Source organism: Lysinibacillus sp. GW823-FHT06C08 (genome assembly GCF_058795135.1).
In genome coordinates, this window is sequence record NZ_JBXAHN010000008.1 from 197,051 (window position 1) to 219,550 (window position 22,500).

A 22,500-nucleotide genomic window follows, 5' to 3' on the forward strand; every position below is an offset into this window, starting at 1 on the left:
GAACATTCCATCATTCAGACAGAATCAACATAGGCTTTTGTTTTATAGAAATATTAACATCAATATATGTAGGGCTCATATCAAATATTCTTGTTATATAATGCTTTATAGTATTGAGTTAATAAGTGATTTTATAGGTAATCGAATCAGTTTGATATATCTATTTTTCTGGTTAAATAGATTTTTAGTTGAGTAAGTCATAGACACACATAATTATCCCACTACCATACTTTGCGAATTCTTCATTTTAAGTGAGGGGAGACCATTTACTAGAATTTATTTCTACTATTAGTTCTTGGTATGAAATGTTTAGCATTTGAGCTACGCTGGAAGTGATATATATTCAGGAAACTGATAAGAATAATGAATCATTTTAGAATGAGAATTGAAAAAGATTATTTTTTGCTAGATACAAATGGATATCAAACTAAACCTAACAATGGAGGTATTCATTAAATGTATATTGTGCCTATCGGTTTTTTTATAATTTTCCTTATTACAACAGCCACGGGACTACTTTTCATATTTAAGCTGAAAAAGAAAAGTAAATATTTACATTGCTAATGGAACAATTGCTGTAGGGACAGGGATTTTTTCGTTAATAGCCTGCATTATTTTCTTTTTTTTTAAGCGAATCATAAGCCATTCTGTTTCTTGAATTTACGGAGCTGAGGATGGTTAAGTAAATAAGAACAAAGTAAAAGCGGTCCTCCACAGATTAGATTGTGGAAGGCCGCTTTTTTAGCATTAATACAGCACCATTTATTGTTGATTAAGTGTCTGATTCGTTTAACTCATAAATCTATTTAGCTTACGCAGCTTGACGCAATGATTTCATAATTAAGCTCACGATGAAAACTAGTAAAATTGCTCCAATGAGAGCAGGGAAGATGTAGAAATCAGAAATTTTAGGACCCCAACTACCTAGCAGCGTACCACCAATCCATGCACCAATAATACCTGCAATAATATTACCAATAATGCCACCTGGGATATCTTTTCCCAAAATTATTCCTGCAAGCCAACCGATAAGCCCGCCAATTATTAAAAACCAAATGAAACTCATACTGTACATCTCCTATCTTGTATTATAAATATTTCGCTATAGTGTTATATAACCTTTATTAATCCTCTTCAAACTATTTTGAGAAAAAAATTATTAAAAGTGGAAATTTAAAAGAAGATAGAGAACACTATTCTATCTATATGACAATGTGATCGATGGTCAGAAATAAGTAAAAAAAGTTTGTCTGTTATGATTTCTTTTTCCATTCTTGGCTCATCATCAATAAACTAAGGTAGCATGTATGGCTATTTTAAATAGAAAAACTTGAGTGCAGAGAAATTAAAAGGATTTAACACGGGACAATACCGGATTCAATCCTTCATAGCTGTTTAACTTAATGGAATGGGGGTGTCATTTCAAAAAGAAAAGGCGCCCATTTTTCATTTAAGGTTCAGTAGGGAAAGTAGTTAACATCTACATTTATTCTAGAGCATTTTTTATGGGCTTTTGAAGAACGTCTATAATGGCTGCGATGATAGCTGTTATTAAAATCCCTATTAGACCAAGTGCAATCGGACCTGCTGCATCGTCACCCGTGAACATAGCAAAAAACCTTAAGTAAACTAGTAGAATCAAAATGAAGAAAATAACTGTGAAAGCACATTTTTTTATAGCCTTCAAGGATTTAAGAGATAACTCAGAAAAGGCATTGTTTAGATGGATATAACTTAATAGTTTATATGCTTGAAACAACGCAACAGAAAACGTAATGCATACTCCGTAGGCACATAGTAATAATGGATATATCGAGTAATCTCCGGGACGCACTTTCGCATCTCGTATAGCTGCTTGAGGTAACCAATATACACACACAGCAAGTACCGCAATTCCAATAAGAAAAGCAACGATTTTTAAGAAAAAAGTTGAACTTAGTTTAACATTCATTTGAAGCACCTCATTGATTTAATGATAATATGATATTAGCTTATTTATTATCGTTTATCAATATGTTTATTTTGTTTTTCGTTATATTATTGTTGTTATTCAATTTATTTTTTCTTGTTTTAACAAGCGATAGAAAAATCACGAACTTGATACGAGGTCTATAATTAGACATTTTCTTGGATAATCTATCTTTAGGGGTATTTTTAAATGGCGTAAATAAAATAAGGAATATGAGCATCATATTAATTGGAGTAGAGGCTCTTGTTTTTGTTTGATTCAATAAAATTCATTTTTTGAATTTGCATGATTAATATCTATTGAAATAAGCTTATTACTGATAATGAGTGTTAATGGACTTAGCTATATTTTATTGAATGGTACTGGAAATCCCAAAAGATAAAAATTTCCCTAGATGAAAGCCCACTGTATAAGTTAGTGGACGGAAAAAAATAAAGAGCTTCAAGAAAAATGGTGTCGATAGCTACGGAAAACATTCTAAAAATATTTAAGAAAAATGGTTGACACTGACGCTACTAGTTGATACTATGTAGTTGTAATAAGTAATACTTAATAGCTTGATTACTCAAAAGCTGTTTTGAATAAATTCACCCAAGTACTAAGTTATACTGAATATAAGTCAGACAAAGTAGAGGAGGTTCTAAATATGGAAAATTTAACAGAAATGCTGAAGGGTTCGCTGGAAGGCTGCGTACTGGAAATCATCAGCCGCCATGAAACCTACGGATACGAAATTACTCGACGCTTGAATGACTTAGGTTTTACCGAAGTCGTAGAAGGGACGGTATACACCATCCTTGTGCGTTTAGAAAAGAAAAATCTGGTAAGTATTGAAAAGAAACCGTCAGATATGGGACCGCCCCGCAAGTTTTACTCACTTAATGAGGCTGGACGTGAAGAACTTAAGTTGTTTTGGGAAAAATGGGATTTTATATCTTCGAAAATCAATGTCCTGAAGTCAATCTAGTTTCATATGATATTCCGTCCAATAATTTTGAAGTATCTTTTTATGCTTAATAAAAAAGGAGGAAAATAACATGATAGAAATGTTAAAAAAATTGATTGGTGATAAAAAAGAGTACAAGATGATGATGGCACGGGTTGAGGAACTTCCGGATGACTACCAATTTGTATTTAAAAAAATTCAAAACTACATGTGGAATTTCGCATCGGGCAATGGGATGGATATGCTGCACATGCAGTATGAATTGATCGATTTGTTTGAAGCTGGTGCAGCGGAAGGCAGACAAGTGCTGGAAATCACAGGTGAAGACGTGGCGTCCTTTGCTGATGAACTAGTAGCAAACGCTAAAACCTATATCGCCAAGTATCGTGAAGATTTGAATCAGAGCATTTTGAATCGATTAGGAAAAAAATAAATAGAACCGATGATTCGGACTGAATAGCTAATTACAATTGTTAATTACCGCCTTCGCTATTCAGTTTTACTTTTAATTAAGTACTAAGTTATACAGATTATCAGTTATACTAAGTAGTGAAGTGAATGAAAACGGTAAAGAGATTTTTATAAGGGAGGAATTAAGTATGACTAATGAAGTGATTTCTGTAAAAGGGTTAAAAAAATCTTTTAAAGAAACGGAAGTCTTAAAGGGGGTGGATTTTGAGGTGCATCGTGGCGAAATTTTTGCACTTCTAGGCTCAAATGGAGCAGGCAAGACGACGATAGTCAACATCCTTTCAACGCTGATGAAGCCTGATGGTGGCAAAGTAGGTATTTGCGGTCATGATGTCCAGCGTCAACCGGATTATGTCCGTCAGAGCATCAGCCTGACAGGGCAGTTCGCCGCTTTAGACGGCATGCTCACGGGGCGGGAAAACCTGATGCTGGTTGCCAAGTTGCGAGGCGTTTCCAATCCTTCACAAATCGCAGACAATCTGATAGCAAAATTCAGCCTGACCGATGCGGCAAACCGCCGGGCAGACAAATACTCTGGCGGGATGAAGCGCAGGCTAGACATCGCCATGAGCATAATTGGGAGGCCAGAAGTCATTTTTTTAGACGAACCAACAACAGGGCTTGACCCCGAAGCTCGTATTGAAGTCTGGGAAACTGTTAAGGAGCTTGCTTGTGGAGGCACGACCATCTTCCTAACGACACAGTACCTGGAGGAAGCCGAACAAATGGCCGATCGTATTGCCATCCTACATGACGGAAAAATCATTACAACTGGTACTCTAAGCGAACTCAAAGAGATGTTCCCGCCAGCGAAAGTAGAGTACATTGAAAAGCAGCCGACACTGGAGGAAATCTTCCTCGGAATCATAGGCAAAAAGGAGGGAATATAAATGACAAGCAAAACATGGGTATTATTAGGACGATTAATGCGTAACATCATGCGCAGCCCGGATACTATAATTACAGTGGCGATTACGCCGATTATGATGATGCTTCTGTTTGTCTACGTATTTGGCGGCGCCATAGAAACAGGTACGGATAACTACGTCAATTATTTATTGCCAGGAATCTTGCTGATGGCTATCGCATCCGGCGGCGCTTACACTTCCGCACGGATGTTTACGGATATAAAGAACGGGCTGATGGCGCGTTTTATGACCATGCCCATCAAGCGCTCGTCTGTATTGTGGGCTCACGTATTGACCTCGCTTGTTTCTAATGCCATAACGATTGTGGTGGTTTTCCTCGTCGCGCTCTTAATGGGCTTCCGTTCCAGCGCTGAAATTCTGGATTGGCTTGCAGTGGCTGGGATACTGGGGTTGTTTACGCTAGCTCTGTCATGGTTGGCCATTATTCCGGGATTGGCAGCACGGACTATGGAGGGGGCGACAGCTTACTCATACCCTCTGGTTTTCTTACCGTTTATCAGTTCAGCCTTTGTTCCCACCGAAACAATGCCAAAATTTGTCCGTGCGTTTGCTGAAAACCAGCCCGTTACCTCAATCGTGAATGCGATTCGTGCCCTCTTATATGAAGGGTCTGTTGGCAACGATATCTGGCTTGCTCTTTCCTGGTGCGTCGGCATCATGGTTATCGCTTACATTTTCGCCATTAAACAATTTAAGCGCCAGTTAAGTTAGGGAGATCATGAAAAAATAAAGCAGTAGCGTCTTTAATATCATTGCTTAAGAATTGGTTATCGGTGTACGGATACAGTAAAGACAGCTAACGATCCCATGTACATTTCTAAAAAATATTAAAAAAATAACGATACAAGGTGAAGGAGAAGTTTCATAAGATTTTTTTAGTGAGATCTTTTATTGTTGAGGAACGTTTTCGTTAAATTGGATATTATTGTTGAAATCTTAGAATAAGATTGTGATTTTTCTCACTTAAACTAACAGGGAAGGTTAGTTGAATAAGGGCGAATCCAAGTTTGTATAAGACTAAGATGTTTAAGGTGCTAGATTATAAAAGGCAACTGTAAAGTGCGTTTAAAACACAAGCTATATAGATAAAAACCGAGATGGCTTCTTTGTCATCTTGGCCCTATGCTACGTTATAATGAATGAACAATACGGTCTCGAAACATAGTACTTCGACCAAAATATGCAATAGAAAAAAGGCACTTTCTTTAACCTCTTATTCTAAATGTTATGGAGCTTGTAGGATTGAATATATCACAAATAAATTCAACAAAGCGGTATGTTTACGGAACATACCGCTTTGTTGATTGTGTTACGTTCGACTATTCAAATACTTGAACAAAACTATTGAGAGAAGCGACCTCTTGTGTCTCATTCATCACTTCTATATAGGACTTTATTAAAGCTTGAATGGAAAGTGGTGCTATCTCAAATTCATCAGCGATGGCATTTGCATAATCACGTTCCCACCCACCATCTTGCAAATAGTCCGCTTCAACGATAACAGACTTTTTCAACTGAAAATTCGCTGTTTCCGCAATAGCTAAACTTTGACTTTTACTCCACACATTCTGAATGTTCCCTTCGTTTTCAATAAAGGCTGAATAAAGCGCCAAAATGGAAACTGCACAAAAATGACTACGTTGCTGTAAGCTCGTATACGCCATATCCCATTCTGCAAAACATAGCTTCACACCTAATTGCTTCGCGCGTTTAAAATACTGAAGTAGCTGTTCCTTTGATTTGAAATACCAAGAACTATGGGACAACACGACCACATCAATGTTCTCTAAAAGATGAAACGTTAAAAAATCTGTCTCCACATGAAACGAGATTCGCTTCCCTAATGGCGATGACTGAATTTGCGCATGGGCTTGTGCAAGGGTTAACGGTGCACCGTAATCACTTGCTGCGATATCAAGTGCAAGTACATGTCCAGTGTCACCAACAATGTCTGCCAACACTACCGTTGTATCCCCTTGACCGCAGCCAATTTCAAGAACACGCATGCCTCCTTGAATGTCAAACGCCTCGACTAACGCGAAACGATGACGTAATTGTATCTGTTGAATTTCATTTTCTTTATATAAATTATATTTTTGACAAAATGATTTTACTTGGTCTTGCATGTAGACTCCTCCTTGGGTAACGTAGCGTTGCCGAACGCTATGTAAAGGATTGAGGCTTAGCTACATTTACCCTCACATCGTTTTAACTTGTTAATGATGTATTCTCTTAAAGTCAGCATCAATTCATTTCCCCTCTCGATTATCATTCCAGATATTATAAGATAAAACTATGAATTTGTCAGTTAGAGGAAATTTCAATTCCTACTTTCCCATTTTGTCCAAAATTGTCAGTCGTCATTACGGAAAAGGGCGCAATTGTTGAGGTAGCAGATTTAAATTCAAGATACTTTAGCTCATTTAAGGTTTTTAAGCTATACATAATCATTCAAAATAATGTGCCCAAATGAAAATTTGGAAAGAGACCGAAAACAAAAAATGTGGTTAAACCAACATTTGCATTAGAGGACCTGAATGTGTTGTGTAGTCACTTTTAAATTAAGTAAGTTATTTATGTTAAAATATATGGTAATTGCAATTTTTTTCTTAATTTTTAAAATTGTGCAAAAGAGAGGGATGATTAGAAAATGGATGATTTTGTGGAATTATGGGATGTGTATGATATAAATCGTATTAAAACAAAACGTATGTGGGTTCGTGGTGAAAAACCTCGACCTGGTGATTGGCATTTAGTTATTCATGTTTGTATTTTTAATTCAAGTGGAGAAATGCTCATTCAACAAAGGTAGCCCTTCAAAGAGGGATGGCCAAATATGTGGGACCTTACTGTGGGAGGGAGCGCGATAGCTGGGGATACAAGTCAAATTGCAGCACAAAGAGAATTGTATGAAGAAATAGGTTTACAATTAGATCTTCAGCAAATACGTCCTCATTTAACCATTAACTTTGAGAACGGTTTTGACGATATATATCTAATCGAAGAAAATGTGCAGTTACATAAGCTCACTTTACAGTATGAAGAAGTACAAAATGTGAAATGGGCAAGCAAGAAAGAAATTTTGACTATGATCAAAAACGGAGAGTTTATTCCTTATTATGAAAGCCTTATTCAATTACTATTTGATAGCAGAAAGCAACGAGGCGCTATTCGATTGTAGTTAATCTCCAGCAATCACAAAAAGGTAATTTACAAGTTGTTTTTAAAAACATTGAAGAAACTTTAACACAGGATATAGATGAACTAGATATCTTTTTTGAAATTATAGAGGAAGCAATTGAAAGGTTCCATTTACACGCTAATAATATTTCATTTGAATTGAACAGCAAAATACTGGACTTAGAAGCAAACTTAATAAATTAAAGAAAGACTGTTTTCGTAAAGATTGTTGTTAGCCAACTATGATGCAGGTAAATGCAAGAAGAATTTAGAATATTGTTTCGATATGGACGCAAAAAATGGGGGAAGTAATATGTTTATAGTTAGAACAGTTATTTTATGGATTATTATATCAACTATCATTAATGCCTATTTAATGACATTACCCATACCTGTTTTACGAAAAAGAAATTATCCGGCTAACTATCTTATTCTACAAAACAACCGAATAGATTTTCAAAACAATACGGAATGTGCAGCATTTTCAACAGCGTATGTATTGCGCCATTTTGGTATGGAGGAAGAGGGTGAAGCGTTATATACGCAATTTCCTAGTAAAACAAGGGCAGGCACTGTATATTCAAAGGGAATTCGTGAAGTATTAAGAAGAAAGGGCTTTCAAACAAACTATTATAAAGGAAATATAAATACATTAAAGTATGAAGTTAGTAAAGGAACTCCCGTAATTGTTTTTATAAAAGTACAGAAAAATCGAAATAATTTGCATTTTGTCCCCGTAGTAGGCTATGACAAGGAGTATATTTACCTTTCAGAATCATTAAGGCATCTAGTGAATTGTGATGATGATAACAAGAGCTATAATCGAAAAGTTCCGATTAATGAATTTAAGAAACTTTGGAATGTAAAGAGAATTCATATGCTTCTTTATAGCAATACTTACATAACCGTAGACGCCACACAAAGCTAATATTTATGAGCGGGCCCATCAGAAAAATGCGGATTTGCAACGTTAAAACGGCGCTTGTGATGCATTTTTGTTCAACTAACAGGGGCTTTAATTAAAGAAGATAGTCAAAATCAGGAGCAACAATCTATACGAAAACAGCCTAATGAAAAAAAGTTTTACCAATCTAAACAAAAAAATGTTCCCAAATGAAAGTTTGAGGACCTGAAAAATAATCTTCTACAATCGGGCGCTTTCTGAAATTAGGAAAGCGTCTTTCTTCATGGAAAGGGCAAGATTGAGGGATAACAATCCTTAAAAAATGTTCCCTAACGACGCTTGTGCAAAAATAATATAGTTGATTAAAATCCTTATTCCACGAGAGGAGCAGGTTAGTGGAAGCAATAGTAATTAGGTTTAACTGGGGAAAATTGTCGAGGATATAAAAAAAGACACCAAAGTGTCTTATGTTTTTTAAAGATACCTATAAATTGAAATGTAATTCCTTCACAATATGCTTATCATGGTAGCGAGGTATTTTATCGGTGAGTGTATACAAACCATGTAATGCTCGCTGTTAATAATACTGACGAAATCAAAGCTGTAAGAACGCTATATGTTTGCCAAATAAGTATCGTTGACCAATCGAAAGCAAAGCACAGTATACCCAGGGCAATCGTAGCGATCAGGAAAATAACTGTTACGATTGATCTCTTTTTTGTCATTAGATGTCGCTCATTTGTTTTCCTTCTGCGTAATCCTAAGAGAAATAGCAAAACAGCCAATAGGCAAAGAATAATTGTGATAGACGACAAAATAATATCCAAAAGCTGTGTGCCACTTATTTCATAGGACTGAGTTAGATTGCCATCTAATATATCTTTAACTTTTAGTACCAGGTTTATATTGGTATTTGCGCCGTTACTCAGCAAGCAGATGGCTGTTCGTTCATTTAGCAGTATAAGTACTTCGGTTCTGAAATTTGGGTTGCCCCCTGTGTGTTCTATAATCGTTTGGTCGGCGTTTACCGACCAGCCTGCCGCATAATACATATCGTTGACAGACGAAACAGACATATCACCCTTATGTGATTTTTCAATAACCCTGTGAAATATTTCAGGTATGTTCTGCACGATACCCATTTGTATGCCCATCCAACGCGCCATATCTTTTGTATTAGAAATGATGTAGCCTGCGGGTTTATTTCCAGCATAATCTGGAGCCTTAAATGGAGTTGTCATAAAAAAGGAAGAACGGTAGCCCTGTGCCAACTGTCCAGTGGCTTGAGCATCTTTTTTATAAACATACGTCTGGTGAAGACCTAACGGCTGAAATACCTGTTCCTTCATAAAGTCTTCATAGCTTTGTCGCGACACAATCTCAATAACCAAACCCAATACGTCATAATTAACGGTTCCATAGTTATACTGTTCGCCGGGAGGGAACTCCAATTCAGCATCTACGAGCATTTCCACAGTCTTCTGCAACATATCTGGTGTATTGCCTTGTGGAATATTTTGAATATGTCTACTATTTGTTAGACCACTTGTATGGTGAAGAAAGTTATTTAGCGTAAGACTTTGCATATCAACCAGTTTCCCTTGATACTTTACCGTAAACCAAGGTAAATATTTTTGGACAGGGTCAGTCATTGAGAGCAGCCCTTGCTCTTCCAACAGCAAAATACCAATACCGGTAAAAGCTTTACTGACCGAGGCTAACTCATAGAGTGTATTTTCACTTGCAGGCAACCCCTTTTCACGGTCTGCAAGCCCTGAAGAAAAGTAGAGCACTTCATCATCAGCAAGTAATGAGATTGACATGCCCGGCACACCTGATATATGACGGGCATCATCTAGCAACGCTTGGATTGCCGCAGATTTTGAATCTGACAACGCATAACTTGGTGTTGGAAATCCTGAAAGTAATATAAATAACGTTAATACAAAAATAATAATCTTTTTCATACACCCTCCTTTTTGAAAAGTTGTAAGGGAATAAAATCAATAAGCAATTATTACAACTACTAAACTAAATTTTAATTTAACTTTCTATTCATCTATATAATATCAAGTAATTGTGAAGAGTTACACTTAACGAACAGATATGTTAGTTCTATAAGCAACGATCTTCAAGACAATTGGGCTATTTTCACGTAGAGTTGAATTACAGTTGTGACGAAAAACCTCCTTGAAACCGAATAGGAGAGCAACATTTCAAATAATGTTCCTTGTTATAATTCTCTATGTAATATAACTATGTTTGAACAAGGAGATGGAAGCATGAGTAAGTTAACAGGCAAAATCGCTTTAGTTACAGGATCAAGTCGAGGAATTGGCCGCAGTATTGCATTGCGTCTGGCACAAGAGGGGGCCTTTGTTGTCGTTCATTACGGGAAAAGACGTAATGAGGCAGAAGCAGTTGTTCACCAGATCAAACAAAGCGGAGGAAATGCTTGCGCGATTGGTGCTGACCTTAGTACTCTAGATGGTATTCAAGATTTATTTACTACTTTGGATGATACAATTCGGGAGTATATGGGCGGTAGTGGATTCGATATTCTTGTCAACAATGCTGGAATTGGTCAAATTATCAGTTTAGATGAGACGACGGAAGAATCATTTGACGAGGTAATGAACATTAATGTTAAAGCACCACTTTTTGTTACTCAGCAAGCTTTGCCACGTTTAAAAGATGGAGGGCGTATTATTAATATTTCATCCTTTGTGACACGTGCAGCTTCGCCAAGTGTCTTCACGTACAGTATGTCCAAAGGTGCTATCGACACATTTACACGTCTTCTAGCCAAGGAACTAGGGAGCCGTAATATTACGGTAAACGCCATCCAGCCTGGAATTATTAATACAGAAATGAATGCTGAGACTTTGGAAAACCTGGAAGGACAAAAATATGCGGCTGGTCTTTCAATTTTCAACAGATGGGGAGAACCCGAGGATGTGGCAGATATTGCCGTATTTCTTGCTTCCTCAGACAGCCGTTGGGTAACAGGTCAATTGCTCGATGCAAGTGGAGGATCTCATCTATAGAATAGTTTAAGCAGTTACTGAGGAATGAACTCTGTATTGGGCAGGGCTCATTCCTTTTAATTTTCCTTTCATTCGTTTGTTAGTGTAAATAGTAAATTCTCCAATTCTGAAGTGAAATGTTCCATACTTTCAGAGTTTAATACTCGTGCTTTTCTGAAATAACGAAATCGTCTTTATAGTGGAATGAGATGTATTGAGATAACCGGGCAGAGAAGTTCATTCATTTGCCTGCCTGAATATAATGATAAAAAAGGATATTTGATTTTTCTTGAATGAACTAAATCTAATACTGTTGTAGGCTGTTACGTGGGTGTAATGAACATATACTTAGGTTGAAAGGAGGTATTTATTTGTGACACAAACATCTAGAGCGATTCCTAGTGCCGCAGTCCGCGGAACGGCATCTGGTGTATTTTTTATGGCGTTTTTTGGTACTCTGTGGGCGTACACGGGAATTATGGGATTGCAAGGCTGCGGAGTTCCATTATTGTTAGTTACTGCTGTTGCCATAGGTATAGCGCTGTTCATCGGCGGTTTTTCATTAATACGAGCATCGAGAGAATTGACGAATCAGGTTTCAAAAACAGACTTAAGGCATGGGAAGCGTACGTCGTTTTGGTTTAACATTATTTTTGCAGCAGAGGGTTTGGCTATAGCCATCACAATTGCTGTCAGTAATGCTACTCGTCACCCTGAACTTATACCTGTCATAATAGCTCTTATTGTCGGTGTCCATTTTTTTCCATTGGCACCTCTTTTTCAAGTCAGACTCTACTATTTTACCGGCGCACTCCTTTGTTTACTTGCTATTATGACATGGCTATTTGTACCTGGAACAGTCACACTGGGGGGACATCAAATCAATGCATTTATGTCTGTAGTGGGCTTTGGCTCTGCCTTGATCTTGTGGGGAACTGGTCTTGCAATATGGCTAATGGGCAGAAGATTGCTAGGTATCGTCCCAAAATAAGTGAGATGGAACTTTACACCGGAAAAGTAAAATATGTATTCAGCTAATAGTATGCATTACTTTAACAATCAAAAGACAAATCAGCGTCTTGATAATCAGTAATCGGGAACTTTTCCGTAATACGGAAAGCTTCTTTATTACTGAAAAGGAGTAAATTGGTGAATAACACATATAAATGAGGGTTGGATATTTATGCTTCCCCAAATAGAAAAACCCCTCACATCTAATTAAGGGGTCTCTCGAATATTAATTCAAAATAAGCTGCGGAACCATATCCTTTAGTTGAAGGAGCAAAAATTTGAACAAATCTCCATCCTTCAGATGCGTATTGGTGAATTATATTTTGATAATCTTCTTTTGGTTTACTACCCCAAGCATTTAGTTCCACTTTAACGAAATGGTATTCGTACATTATGATCACCTCTAGAAATAGTTGACTTAATTAATATACGAAGAAAGTAGAAGATAGTTTCATAATTAGATTTTTAATTGGAATAAACGACCAAAGCCAATATTGAGTTTTGAATATTGAGTTGGAGATAAACCCACCACTGTTTATTCAACAATCAGGCGCTTTTCGTAATAAGGAAAGCGTCTTTATTCATGGCAATGGCCAGATTGTGGAGCATCTTGTTAAGTGATTTGGATTTTTTTGTTAAAGTATAGTTGAGTTTGTGAAGAATTGTTTTTAAACTAAAGGAACAGATAGTTCAACAAGAGTTTACGTATCAAAAAGCTAGAAAGAGACTGAAAGGGAGTATTACTAATGAATAATAACTTTATTGAAAACATTCAATCGCTTTATTCCGACCTTTCCATTGAAGACATTTATCCTAATGAAATTGGACAGAATAATGATGTGTTAATTGTAAACAAATCTTTGGTTTTTAGGTTTCCAAAATATAAAATTGGAATCAATCAATTAAAAAGAGAGACGGAAATTTTAAAATACATTAAAGGTACCATTTCAACTCCTATTCCGAATCCAATTTATCAATCTTTTGAAGAGTTAGAACCAGGTAAGGTCTTCACCGGATATCATCTAATAGATGGTGTTCCTTTGTGGAAGGAAAGTTTAATAGGTGTGAAGCGTGTTGATTTAGTTAAAGGGTTGGCAAAACAACTTGTTTCTTTTCTTGTAGAACTTCATTCTATATCAGGAGAAAAAGCAAGTCGAGATTTGAAACTAAAGGTTCGTAATCCTCATGAAGAGATGTATAACTTGTATAATAAGATTCGAAATAAATTATTTCCTTTTATGAGAAAAGACGCTCAACAGGAAATCTCACAATCTTTTGAAACGTTTTTAAACGGGAAGGCATTCTCCAATTTAGATATAACGCTTATACACGGAGATTTCGGTGCATCTAACATTTTGTGGGATCCAGAAACAAGTATGATTTCTGGGATAATAGACTTTGGTGGTTCGGGTTTAGGAGATCCAGCGTATGACTTTGCTGGAATACTTTCTAGCTATGGTGAGGATTTTTTTGATATGTGTATTAACCTATATCCTAATGGTCAGGAAATTTCTGAACGAGTTAAATTTTATAAAAGTACATTTGCTTTACAAGAAGCATTGCACGGGATTGAAAATGGAGATAGACAGGCTTTTGAAGCTGGAATTAAAGATTATAAATAGTTTTCTTGTACAATTAATGTGGAATCAGTTCAATTAATATAAGGCATTATCACTAAGAGCCCAATTGTTGATAATTAAAAACAGAGTAAATAGATAAAGTTTTATGTAAAAACAATTTCTACTATTCTGAAATATATGGTATAGTATGGGCATAACTGAATATAGTGTAAGAAATGGTGCCAGATGAAAGTCTGGCTTAAAAGGGAAGTCGGTGCAAATCCGACGCTGTCCCGCAACTGTAATTCGGAGCAAATCACAAATGCCACTGGGAAACCGGGAAGGCTGTGAGGCGTGTTGATGAGAAGCCAGGAGACCTGCCAATTTCTAGTACACACCAAATACCTACGTGGAAATAGGTGGTGAATAGTGACCAAAAAGGCACTGTGCGATAACAAGTGATTTTACGAAAATTCTACTTTTTCGTATTGTTTTTGTCTTAATAAATTTACCATGCAGCCATTTTCCGAGAAGGGGAATGGCTTTTTTTCATGCTACTATTCTGTATTCCAGAGCAAAGTCCACTGGTTTTCATATAGAGCCACTGAATCTAGCATGGGATGACACAAATTTGTAAGAGCAAGTAACCATAAACTTATTGATGAAAGGGAGATTAAATATGACTTATACTAGTACACTCATTGGCTATCCATATATCGGAGATGATCGCGAATGGAAGAAGGCGTTAGAAGCATTTTGGCGTCAAGAACGAACGGAAGAGGATTTTCAGGAAACCCTAAAAAGTATTCGGTTATCGCGGATTGAAAAGCAGCTACAATCTGGCATCGATATGGTGACAGTGGGGGATTTCACATTGTACGATAGAATGTTAGATACAGCCTTAATGTTTGGCTTAGTACCCAAGCGCTTTAACTGGCAAGGTGGAAGGGTAGATTTACATACCTACTACAGTGTAGCGAGAGGCAATCATTCAGCAGTAGCTAGTGAAATGACCAAATGGTTTAATACCAACTATCACTACATTGTCCCTGAATATGAAGGGCAACCGCTGCAACTAACTGAAAATAAGGTATTGGCCGACTTTTTAGAGGCAAAAGAAGCGTTCGGTATTATTGCGAAGCCGACACTTATTGGCCCCTATACATTTTATAAGTTAACTAAGGGCTACAATAAATTAACGCAGGTCGAATATTTATTAGCTCTATTACCTCTCTATGCTCAGATTATTCAAGAATTAGTAGATGCAGGTGCCCAGTGGATTCAATTAGAAGAGCCTTCTTTAGTGACGACACTCGACTCAGCAGAACGGAAGCTAGTACAGGAAATCTATGCTCAGTTAGCGACAACCGTTCCAGCAGCAAAACTAATGCTACAAACATATTTTGAAGCATTATGCTCCTATGAAACATTGATTACATTGCCTGTCCAAGGGTTTGGTTTAGATTTCGTACATGGCTATAAAGGGAATATGGAGTCCCTTCGAAAATTTGGTTTCCCTCAGGATAAAGTTTTAGCTATTGGTATTGTTAATGGTCGTGATATATGGCGTTCCAACCTAGCGGAGGCTAACGCCACGATTCAAGCTATTGAAAAGCTTAGCGATGCTAAGGAATTGTGGATTCAACCCTCAAGTAGCCTTCAACATGTGCCAATATCTACTTCACTTGAAAAGAAGCTGGACCCTGTTCTCAAACAAGCACTGGCGTTTGCTGATGAAAAAATCGAAGAGCTTATTGAGCTCACTAAATATAGAAAAAATCAAGACGGAACGCTACGTCATAATTTCTCAGCAAGTATGAAGGCCATTGAAGCACTAAAAAATCATTCAATTCGTCAAAATAAGATTATCCAACAAGCCGCTCAATCCTTATCAACAAAGGATTTTGAGCGACATAATGATTTTAGTCAACGTCAAAAAATACAGCAGCAGGCATTAGGACTACCCCTTTTCCCAACAACGACAATTGGCAGCTTCCCTCAATCTGATGAGGTGAAGAGAAATCGTAATGCTTGGCGAAAGAAACAATTGTCGAATGAAGACTATGAAGCATTTATTGAACTGGAAACAAAGCGCTGGATTCACTTGCAGGAGGATCTTGATATGGATGTACTAGTTCATGGAGAATTTGAACGGACAGACATGGTTGAATATTTCGGTGAGAAATTGACGGGCTTTGCCTTTACTGAAAAAGCATGGGTTGTTTCGTATGGCTCTCGCTGTGTGAAGCCTCCAATTATTTATGGAGATGTAGCATGGTCTTCAGCCATTACCGTGAAAAAGTCTGCGTATGCCCAAAGCTTAACGAAGCGCTTTGTAAAAGGGATGCTGACAGGGCCAGTGACCATTTTAAATTGGTCCTTTGTACGCGATGATATTTCTCGAAAAGATGTGGCTTATCAAATTGCATTAGCACTTCGCAGGGAAGTGGAAGCACTAGAAGCGGCTGGCATCTCCATTATTCAAGTGGATGAACCAGCACTCCGTGAAGGGTTACCTCTTCGTAAAGAAGAATGGGGGGCTTACTTAGACTGGGCGGTCAATGCCTTCAAGCTTGCTACATCAAGTGTTAAGGATGAAACACAAATTCATACACATATGTGTTACTGCGAATTTAACGATTTCATAGAACCCATTAGCGCGCTAGATGCAGATGTGATTTCTATTGAAACATCACGTAGCCATGGAGAGCTAATTTCTTCCCTTCAAGTAAATCCTTATACAAAAGGAATCGGATTAGGTGTTTACGATATTCATAGCCCACGTGTGCCGAGTGAAGGCGAAATGTTAGCCATTATGAAAGATAGTTTACAAGTTCTAGACAAACATCAATTTTGGGTTAATCCTGACTGTGGCTTAAAAACAAGGAAAGAGCCAGAAACAATCGCGGCTTTAGCTAATATGGTAGGTGCTACTAAAATATTGCGTCAGGAGGTGAAGGAATCTATATCAAGATAACGAAAACAATATAATAAAAGGAGTTAAAGAAAGATCAGGTCATCTACCTGGTCTTTTTGTATAGAGGTTTTATTATATTCAGAAAATAAAATTGACGTGAACATTTCAGCATGTTATGTTTATTACTAATTTCAAATATTGCATTACAAGTTTGAATGAAAGTATTTTTCATTCAATTAAAAGGAAAATGGGTGTAAATCCCATGCTGTCCCGCAGCTGTAAATGAGGAGTTTTGTTTCGATTACCACTAAGTTCTTTCTTGGTAAGGTGAAGCAAAATGATGAATCATAAGCCAGAATGCCTGCTTGTAAGAAGATTCATTGATGATCTACGAAAGATAGGGAGATGGATGGAAGCTTACGTATTTGTAGGTTTATCTGTCCTTATTCTTGTGGAATAAGGTTTTTTTATGCCTTCTTTCTATTCAATTTGTAGATATGAACAGGGAATAGAGATAGGAGACAAAAAATGAGATGGACGAAGTATTTACTGCCTTTCCTGCTTGTTTTGACCTTGAGCTTTCTTGCAGGTTGTACAAGCTCAGAAAAGGACAAAGGAAATTCAGCACCAACAGAACAAACAGATGAAAAAATGATTACGATTGGATGGCCATTAGATGTAGGGCCATTAAATCCCCATACATATTTACCAAATCAGATGACTGCTCAAGCCATGGTTTATGAATCTTTAGTGGCGTATAACGATGATGGCACAATTACACCAAAGCTAGCAGAAAGCTGGGACATCTCAGAGGATAAAACTGCTTATACGTTTCATTTACGCAAGGATGTTAACTATTCGGATGGGACTGCCTTTAATGCTGATAATGTGATTCGCAATTTTGATGCAGTATTAGCGAATCGTGACATGCATTCTTGGATGGGTATGGTCAACCATATTAAAGAGGTCGTCAAAGTAGATGAATCAACAATACGTTTGCAATTAGATGAACCATATTACCCTGTGTTAAACGAATTAGCCTTTGTCAGACCTTTCCGTTTTTTAGGGGATAATGGCTTTCCAGACGGTGATGCGACAAATGATTCCATTCAATCAGCTATTGGCACAGGACCATGGGTATTAACAGACTATAAAAAAGATGAATATGCATTATTTAGCCGTAACGAACATTATTGGGGTGAAAAACCTCTCGTAGATAAAATAAAGGTTAAGATCATTCCAGATTCGGAATCCCTTTCGTTAGCCTTTGAAAATGAAGAATTAGATGTCATTTATGGTCGAGGGATTATTAGTTTAGATAACTATACGTACTTAAGAGATAGTGGCAAATATAAAACAGCTACATCTGAGCCGCTGTCTACGAAAGCATTACTGTTCAATACTCAGTCAGGACCGTTAGCTGAGCTAAAGGTTCGACAAGCTATTCAATATGCTATCAATAAAGAACAAATGGTAGACAATATTACACATGGTACAGAAAAAGTGGCAAACACGCTATTCTGGAATGCCATTCCTTATGCCAATATTGATTTAGCGCCCATTATATATAATCCTGAAAAAGCGAAGAAATTGCTAGATGAAGCGGGCTGGACGCTACAGAAGGGTGAAAAAATTCGTTCGAAAAATGGTCAACCCCTTACATTAGATTTAATCTATATTGCTACTGATGCCATTCAAAAACCTATGGCGGAATTAATGCAAGGCGAGCTAGCAAAAATAGGGGTACAGTTAAATATTGAAGGGGCAGATGTTATGGTTGGTCTGCAAAAATTAATGGATGATCAGGTTGATATTAACTTCTGGCGAACAAATGGACCGCCGACTGATCCACATAGCTTTGCAAATGAATCAGCTACGCCAAATGCTAGTGGTGTATATGAAGCAAAATTAGGCTTACCAAATGCTCAGGAGATCGATACAAACATACATCAATTATTAGTCGGTACCGATGAAGAGGAACGCGTGCAGCTATATACGGATATTTTAACAATGTTCCACGATCAAGCATTATTCTATCCAATATCGTATGAAACAAATAATGTTATTTATCAACCATATATGAAGGATTTTGCACCACGTGCTTCTGAGTATGACATTCCATATGCGCAAATGGATAAAGAAAACTAAGTATGAAAGAGAGAGTGTGTCGAAATAGGGCAACTCTCTTTTTATCATCGGATGAAATAGGAAGTGACGGCATGTACGAATCGACTTGGATGTTTTGTGTAAAAAGAATTCTCACTCTACCATTTGTATTAGTAGGCGTATCTATTCTGACCTTTGTGTTTATTCGTTTCGTACCAATAGAACCGGCAGAGGTCATCCTTCGACTCTCAAGAATTGCCCCAACACCAGAGGCTATACAAGCTTTACGAGAAGAATTAGGGACAGACAAGCCTTTTATCATGCAGTATCTGCTATGGGTAAAAGGCATTTTACAGCTAGACTTTGGGACATCTTTTGTTAGTAAATTACCCGTGGCTCATGAGCTATTTGCTAAACTACCCGCTACCATTGAATTAGCTTTAGTAGCATTTATCCTCATTTTAACTTTTAGTATTCCATTAGGGGTTGTGAGCGCATTATATAAGCATTCCTTTATCGATAAAATCATTCGATTATTTACAGTCCTAAGTGTATCCATTCCAACATTTTGGTTAGGGTTTATCCTACTCTATCTTTTCAGCTTAAAACTTGGCATTTTTCCAACGAATGGAAAAGGTTCGATAGCACATATAGTTTTACCGGCCTTCACCTTAGCTTTACCTACAATCGGATTGTTCTCACAGTTTATCCGCTCTGCCATGATCGAAGAATACGAGCAGCCATATGTAAAATATGCACAGCTTAGAGGCTTGAAAAAATCGGTCATTCTCATTCGACACGTGGGGAGGAATGCTGCTATACCGATATCAACATTGTTTGGGATGACACTCGGAAATTTGCTAGGTGGTGCTGTCATTGTCGAGCAAGTATTTAGTTGGCCTGGACTCGGTCGATATTTAATAGAATCCATAACGAATCGTGATTACCCCGTTGTACAATGCTATGTGTTGGTGATTGCTGTCATCTATGTGCTCGCCAATTTAGGCACAGATGTATTGCATCGTTTATTGGATCCTCATCTGATGATGAAGGATAGGAGAGAGTAAAGTGAACTTAGGACGTATACATATGAGAAGATATATTAGTCTCACCTTACTGATTTTTATTGGTTTACTCGGACTGTTTGCCCCACTCATTATGCCTCATGACCCTTTAGCAGTCGATATTTCTAAGAAATTTTTAGCACCCTCATGGGACTATCCATTAGGAACAGACCATTTAGGAAGATGTGTCTTCTCCCGATTGCTTTTAGGGATTCGGTATTCTTTAGGTGCGGCGCTCGTCATACAAATAGTTGCTATTCTAGTAGCGATACTATTGGGCGCATGGGTCTCCTTAAAAAGAGGTATAATAGATGCGCTATTTATTCGGGTATGCGATATTTTATTAGCTTTTCCAACACTTGTACTAGCATTTGGGCTTTTAGGTGTATTAGGACCGAGCTTGAAAAATGTGTTAATTGCACTTAGTTTAACACAGCTTATTTATTATTCGAGGCTAATTCGAGGTTTATTTATTGGCATGAATGAAAAAGATTTTATTCTAGCGGCAAGAATTAGTGGTACTACAGGTGCGAAATTAATTATTCGTCACTATCTCCCTCATGTTTGGCCACCGATTGTAACGATTGTGGCATTAGATATGGGGAAGGTCATATTAGAGATTGCGGGCTTTTCCTTTATTGGGCTTGGTGTGCAGGCTCCTACCCCTGAATGGGGAATGATGGTAAATGAAGGGAAGCAATATATCCGCCAACATCCTGAATTAATGCTATATCCTGGGCTTGCTATCGTCCTTGTTGTCCTAGTATGTAATGTTTTAGCAAGTAGTTTGAAGAAGCCTGATCAGTAAAGGGGTAGTTATGAAGAAAGTTTTAGAAGTGAAAGACTTATCGGTCAAAGTTGGAGAACAGAATATTTTATCCTCCATTCATTTAACAGCCTATCAAGGCCGAGTGTTAGGAATTATTGGGGAAAGCGGTAGTGGGAAAACGATGCTTTGCCAAGCTATCATGCAAGCCTTGCCGACTAGAGCACAGATCACCAAAGGGCAAATTTTCTACCATCAACAAGATTTATTGAAGGTAACTGCTGCTCAAATGAGAGCTTATCGTGGTAGACATCTTTCCATTATTATGCAAAATCCTTCGACTGCCTTTGACCGTGTTCAAACCATTGAAGGTCATTTTCGTGAATCATTAAAGGCTCATTTTGTTATAACTAAAAATGAAATAAGACAAATTGCTATTGAAAGCATGTCAAAAGTTAATTTACCTAATCCCGAGCGCCTTTTACACTATTATCCATTCCAATTAAGTGGGGGAATGCTACAGCGTGTAATGATTGCTTTGTCACTGGCAATTCAAGCCTCGGTATATATAGCTGATGAACCAACGACAGCTCTTGATACAGTCAATCAAAAGCAGGTATTGACCTTATTTGACCGTATTCGCTTGGAAACACAGGCAGCCATCCTTCTTGTGACACATGATTTAGGCGTTATTGCTGAACTTGCTGATGACGTGGCCGTGATGTATAAGGGGGAAATAATTGAACAAGCGAATGTCTATGATTTTTTTGATGCACCTCAGCATCCTTATACAAAAAAACTATTACAATCCCGAATTATGTTTTAGAGGTGAAAAAATTGAAGCTACTAGAAGTGAGATATATTGAGAAGAACTATGCACATAGACCGTTCATATTCAAGCGAAGACAGGATGCCCCTGTATTACAGAAAGTATCATTTTCACTTCAGGAGGGGGAATGCTTAGGGATTGTTGGACAAAGTGGCTCAGGAAAAAGCACATTGGGCCGAATTATATTAGGAATGGAAAGGCCAACAGCCGGTGAGATTCTATTTCAAGGGGTTAATCTTTATGATGCCACTAGCCAACAGAAAAAAATGATACGGAGAGATTTACAAGCAGTCTTTCAAAATAGCTATCATTCATTAAATCCAAAGCAGACCATTTTTCAAATTTTAGAGGAACCGTACCTAAATTTCGAGCATTATAGCTCAGCTGAGAGACATTATAAGGTAAAGGAATTACTTGATCATGTAGAGTTAGACAAATCTATTACCGAAAAGTATCCCTCCCAGCTTAGCGGAGGACAACAACAGCGTGTTAACATTGCAAGAGCGCTTGCCTTACACCCAAAATTAATTGTTTTAGATGAAGCCATTAGTAGTTTAGATATGATTTTGCAAAAACATATCATTCAATTACTACAGACACTACAAAAGGATTTGCAACTTGCATACATTTTCATTTCTCATGACCTACAGGCTACACGCTTTATTTCAGATCGCATCCTTGTCATGCAAAATGGTCAGCTAGTAGAGGAAAGTATGAAAGGTGAACCATTTAAGCATTCCGCATCACTTGAGCTATACAACGCGATTTTACCCACTCACCCTCGCGAAAGAATTCACAAGAATACTTTAGAATGAACTGGAAT

21 protein-coding genes and 2 riboswitches are annotated in these 22,500 nt (G+C 37.4%); of the genes, 16 read left to right on the forward strand and 5 right to left on the reverse strand.

The annotated features are described in order from the left end of the window. Positions 1–811: 811 nt before the first annotated feature. Positions 812–1,066, reverse strand: coding sequence for a GlsB/YeaQ/YmgE family stress response membrane protein (locus AC1Q6O_RS18115; protein WP_089987405.1), 255 nt, complete (start codon positions 1,064–1,066; stop codon positions 812–814). Between the two features lie 420 nt (positions 1,067–1,486). Continuing rightward, the gene (locus AC1Q6O_RS18120) at positions 1,487–1,951 is read right to left on the reverse strand and encodes a DUF2975 domain-containing protein (protein WP_090001370.1); all 465 of its coding nucleotides are present in this window, start codon (positions 1,949–1,951) and stop codon (positions 1,487–1,489) included. 664 nt (positions 1,952–2,615) lie between these two features. On the opposite strand from AC1Q6O_RS18120, the gene AC1Q6O_RS18125 reads away from it, so the two are divergent. From AC1Q6O_RS18125 to AC1Q6O_RS18140, 4 genes are all read left to right on the forward strand, one after another. Next, on the forward strand, positions 2,616–2,936 hold the full coding sequence (locus AC1Q6O_RS18125) for a PadR family transcriptional regulator (protein ID WP_090001372.1): 321 nt from the start codon (positions 2,616–2,618) through the stop codon (positions 2,934–2,936). Between the two features lie 70 nt (positions 2,937–3,006). Further along, entirely contained in the window at positions 3,007–3,348 is a 342-nt protein-coding gene (locus AC1Q6O_RS18130; RefSeq protein ID WP_090001374.1) for a DUF1048 domain-containing protein, read from the forward strand. Between the two features lie 166 nt (positions 3,349–3,514). Next, positions 3,515–4,276, forward strand: a complete 762-nt coding sequence (locus AC1Q6O_RS18135) for an ABC transporter ATP-binding protein (RefSeq protein ID WP_090001376.1) — start codon at positions 3,515–3,517, stop codon at positions 4,274–4,276. Further along, positions 4,277–5,026: an ABC transporter permease gene (locus tag AC1Q6O_RS18140; protein ID WP_090001378.1), complete on the forward strand. Its 750-nt coding sequence runs from the start codon at positions 4,277–4,279 to the stop codon at positions 5,024–5,026. 608 nt (positions 5,027–5,634) lie between these two features. Here AC1Q6O_RS18140 and AC1Q6O_RS18145 read toward each other — a convergent pair. After that, positions 5,635–6,441, reverse strand: coding sequence for a class I SAM-dependent methyltransferase (locus tag AC1Q6O_RS18145; RefSeq protein WP_342550325.1), 807 nt, complete (start codon positions 6,439–6,441; stop codon positions 5,635–5,637). Between the two features lie 524 nt (positions 6,442–6,965). On the opposite strand from AC1Q6O_RS18145, the gene AC1Q6O_RS18150 reads away from it, so the two are divergent. The 3 genes from AC1Q6O_RS18150 (at position 6,966) to AC1Q6O_RS18160 (ending at position 8,423) form a co-directional block, all read left to right on the forward strand. Beyond that, entirely contained in the window at positions 6,966–7,127 is a 162-nt protein-coding gene (locus AC1Q6O_RS18150) for a hypothetical protein (protein WP_492401899.1), read from the forward strand. Positions 7,128–7,151: 24 nt separating this feature from the next. Further along, positions 7,152–7,496, forward strand: coding sequence for an NUDIX hydrolase (locus tag AC1Q6O_RS18155; protein WP_492401900.1), 345 nt, complete (start codon positions 7,152–7,154; stop codon positions 7,494–7,496). A 312-nt stretch (positions 7,497–7,808) separates the two neighbouring features. Next, entirely contained in the window at positions 7,809–8,423 is a 615-nt protein-coding gene (locus tag AC1Q6O_RS18160) for a cysteine peptidase family C39 domain-containing protein (RefSeq protein WP_342550324.1), read from the forward strand. Between the two features lie 515 nt (positions 8,424–8,938). Here AC1Q6O_RS18160 and AC1Q6O_RS18165 read toward each other — a convergent pair. Continuing rightward, complete coding sequence (locus tag AC1Q6O_RS18165) at positions 8,939–10,366, reverse strand: serine hydrolase domain-containing protein (RefSeq protein ID WP_239354649.1); 1,428 nt, start codon at positions 10,364–10,366, stop codon at positions 8,939–8,941. 315 nt (positions 10,367–10,681) lie between these two features. On the opposite strand from AC1Q6O_RS18165, the gene AC1Q6O_RS18170 reads away from it, so the two are divergent. Both AC1Q6O_RS18170 and AC1Q6O_RS18175 read left to right on the forward strand, forming a co-directional pair. Then, the gene (locus AC1Q6O_RS18170) at positions 10,682–11,446 is read left to right on the forward strand and encodes an SDR family NAD(P)-dependent oxidoreductase (protein ID WP_115648598.1); all 765 of its coding nucleotides are present in this window, start codon (positions 10,682–10,684) and stop codon (positions 11,444–11,446) included. Positions 11,447–11,798: 352 nt separating this feature from the next. Further along, the gene (locus AC1Q6O_RS18175; protein WP_239354648.1) at positions 11,799–12,416 is read left to right on the forward strand and encodes a DUF7010 family protein; all 618 of its coding nucleotides are present in this window, start codon (positions 11,799–11,801) and stop codon (positions 12,414–12,416) included. 223 nt (positions 12,417–12,639) lie between these two features. On the opposite strand, the gene AC1Q6O_RS18180 is transcribed toward AC1Q6O_RS18175, so the two are convergent. Then, positions 12,640–12,828, reverse strand: coding sequence for a DUF4177 domain-containing protein (locus AC1Q6O_RS18180; RefSeq protein WP_008177708.1), 189 nt, complete (start codon positions 12,826–12,828; stop codon positions 12,640–12,642). A 354-nt stretch (positions 12,829–13,182) separates the two neighbouring features. Here AC1Q6O_RS18180 and AC1Q6O_RS18185 point away from each other — a divergent pair, with 354 nt between their 5' ends. The 7 genes from AC1Q6O_RS18185 (at position 13,183) to AC1Q6O_RS18215 (ending at position 22,492) form a co-directional block, all read left to right on the forward strand. After that, complete coding sequence (locus AC1Q6O_RS18185) at positions 13,183–14,058, forward strand: phosphotransferase family protein (RefSeq protein WP_089986468.1); 876 nt, start codon at positions 13,183–13,185, stop codon at positions 14,056–14,058. Between the two features lie 157 nt (positions 14,059–14,215). Beyond that, positions 14,216–14,394: riboswitch (cobalamin riboswitch) on the forward strand. 280 nt (positions 14,395–14,674) lie between these two features. Continuing rightward, a complete protein-coding gene (gene metE, locus AC1Q6O_RS18190) occupies positions 14,675–16,972 on the forward strand; it encodes a 5-methyltetrahydropteroyltriglutamate--homocysteine S-methyltransferase (protein WP_492401902.1) in 2,298 nt (765 codons plus the stop codon). A gap of 130 nt (positions 16,973–17,102) precedes the next feature. Continuing rightward, positions 17,103–17,295, forward strand: a riboswitch (cobalamin riboswitch). Positions 17,296–17,440: 145 nt separating this feature from the next. Further along, complete coding sequence (nikA, locus tag AC1Q6O_RS18195) at positions 17,441–19,060, forward strand: nickel ABC transporter substrate-binding protein (RefSeq protein WP_492401903.1); 1,620 nt, start codon at positions 17,441–17,443, stop codon at positions 19,058–19,060. Positions 19,061–19,131: 71 nt separating this feature from the next. Further along, positions 19,132–20,085 (forward strand): nickel ABC transporter permease, encoded by a 954-nt coding sequence (nikB, locus tag AC1Q6O_RS18200; protein WP_255250321.1) that lies wholly within the window; start codon positions 19,132–19,134, stop codon positions 20,083–20,085. A 22-nt stretch (positions 20,086–20,107) separates the two neighbouring features. Continuing rightward, positions 20,108–20,890, forward strand: coding sequence for an ABC transporter permease subunit (locus AC1Q6O_RS18205; protein ID WP_253734800.1), 783 nt, complete (start codon positions 20,108–20,110; stop codon positions 20,888–20,890). A 10-nt stretch (positions 20,891–20,900) separates the two neighbouring features. After that, the gene (locus AC1Q6O_RS18210) at positions 20,901–21,674 is read left to right on the forward strand and encodes an ABC transporter ATP-binding protein (RefSeq protein ID WP_089986470.1); all 774 of its coding nucleotides are present in this window, start codon (positions 20,901–20,903) and stop codon (positions 21,672–21,674) included. Positions 21,675–21,676: 2 nt separating this feature from the next. Then, a complete protein-coding gene (locus tag AC1Q6O_RS18215; protein ID WP_107922294.1) occupies positions 21,677–22,492 on the forward strand; it encodes an ABC transporter ATP-binding protein in 816 nt (271 codons plus the stop codon). Positions 22,493–22,500 lie beyond the last annotated feature (8 nt).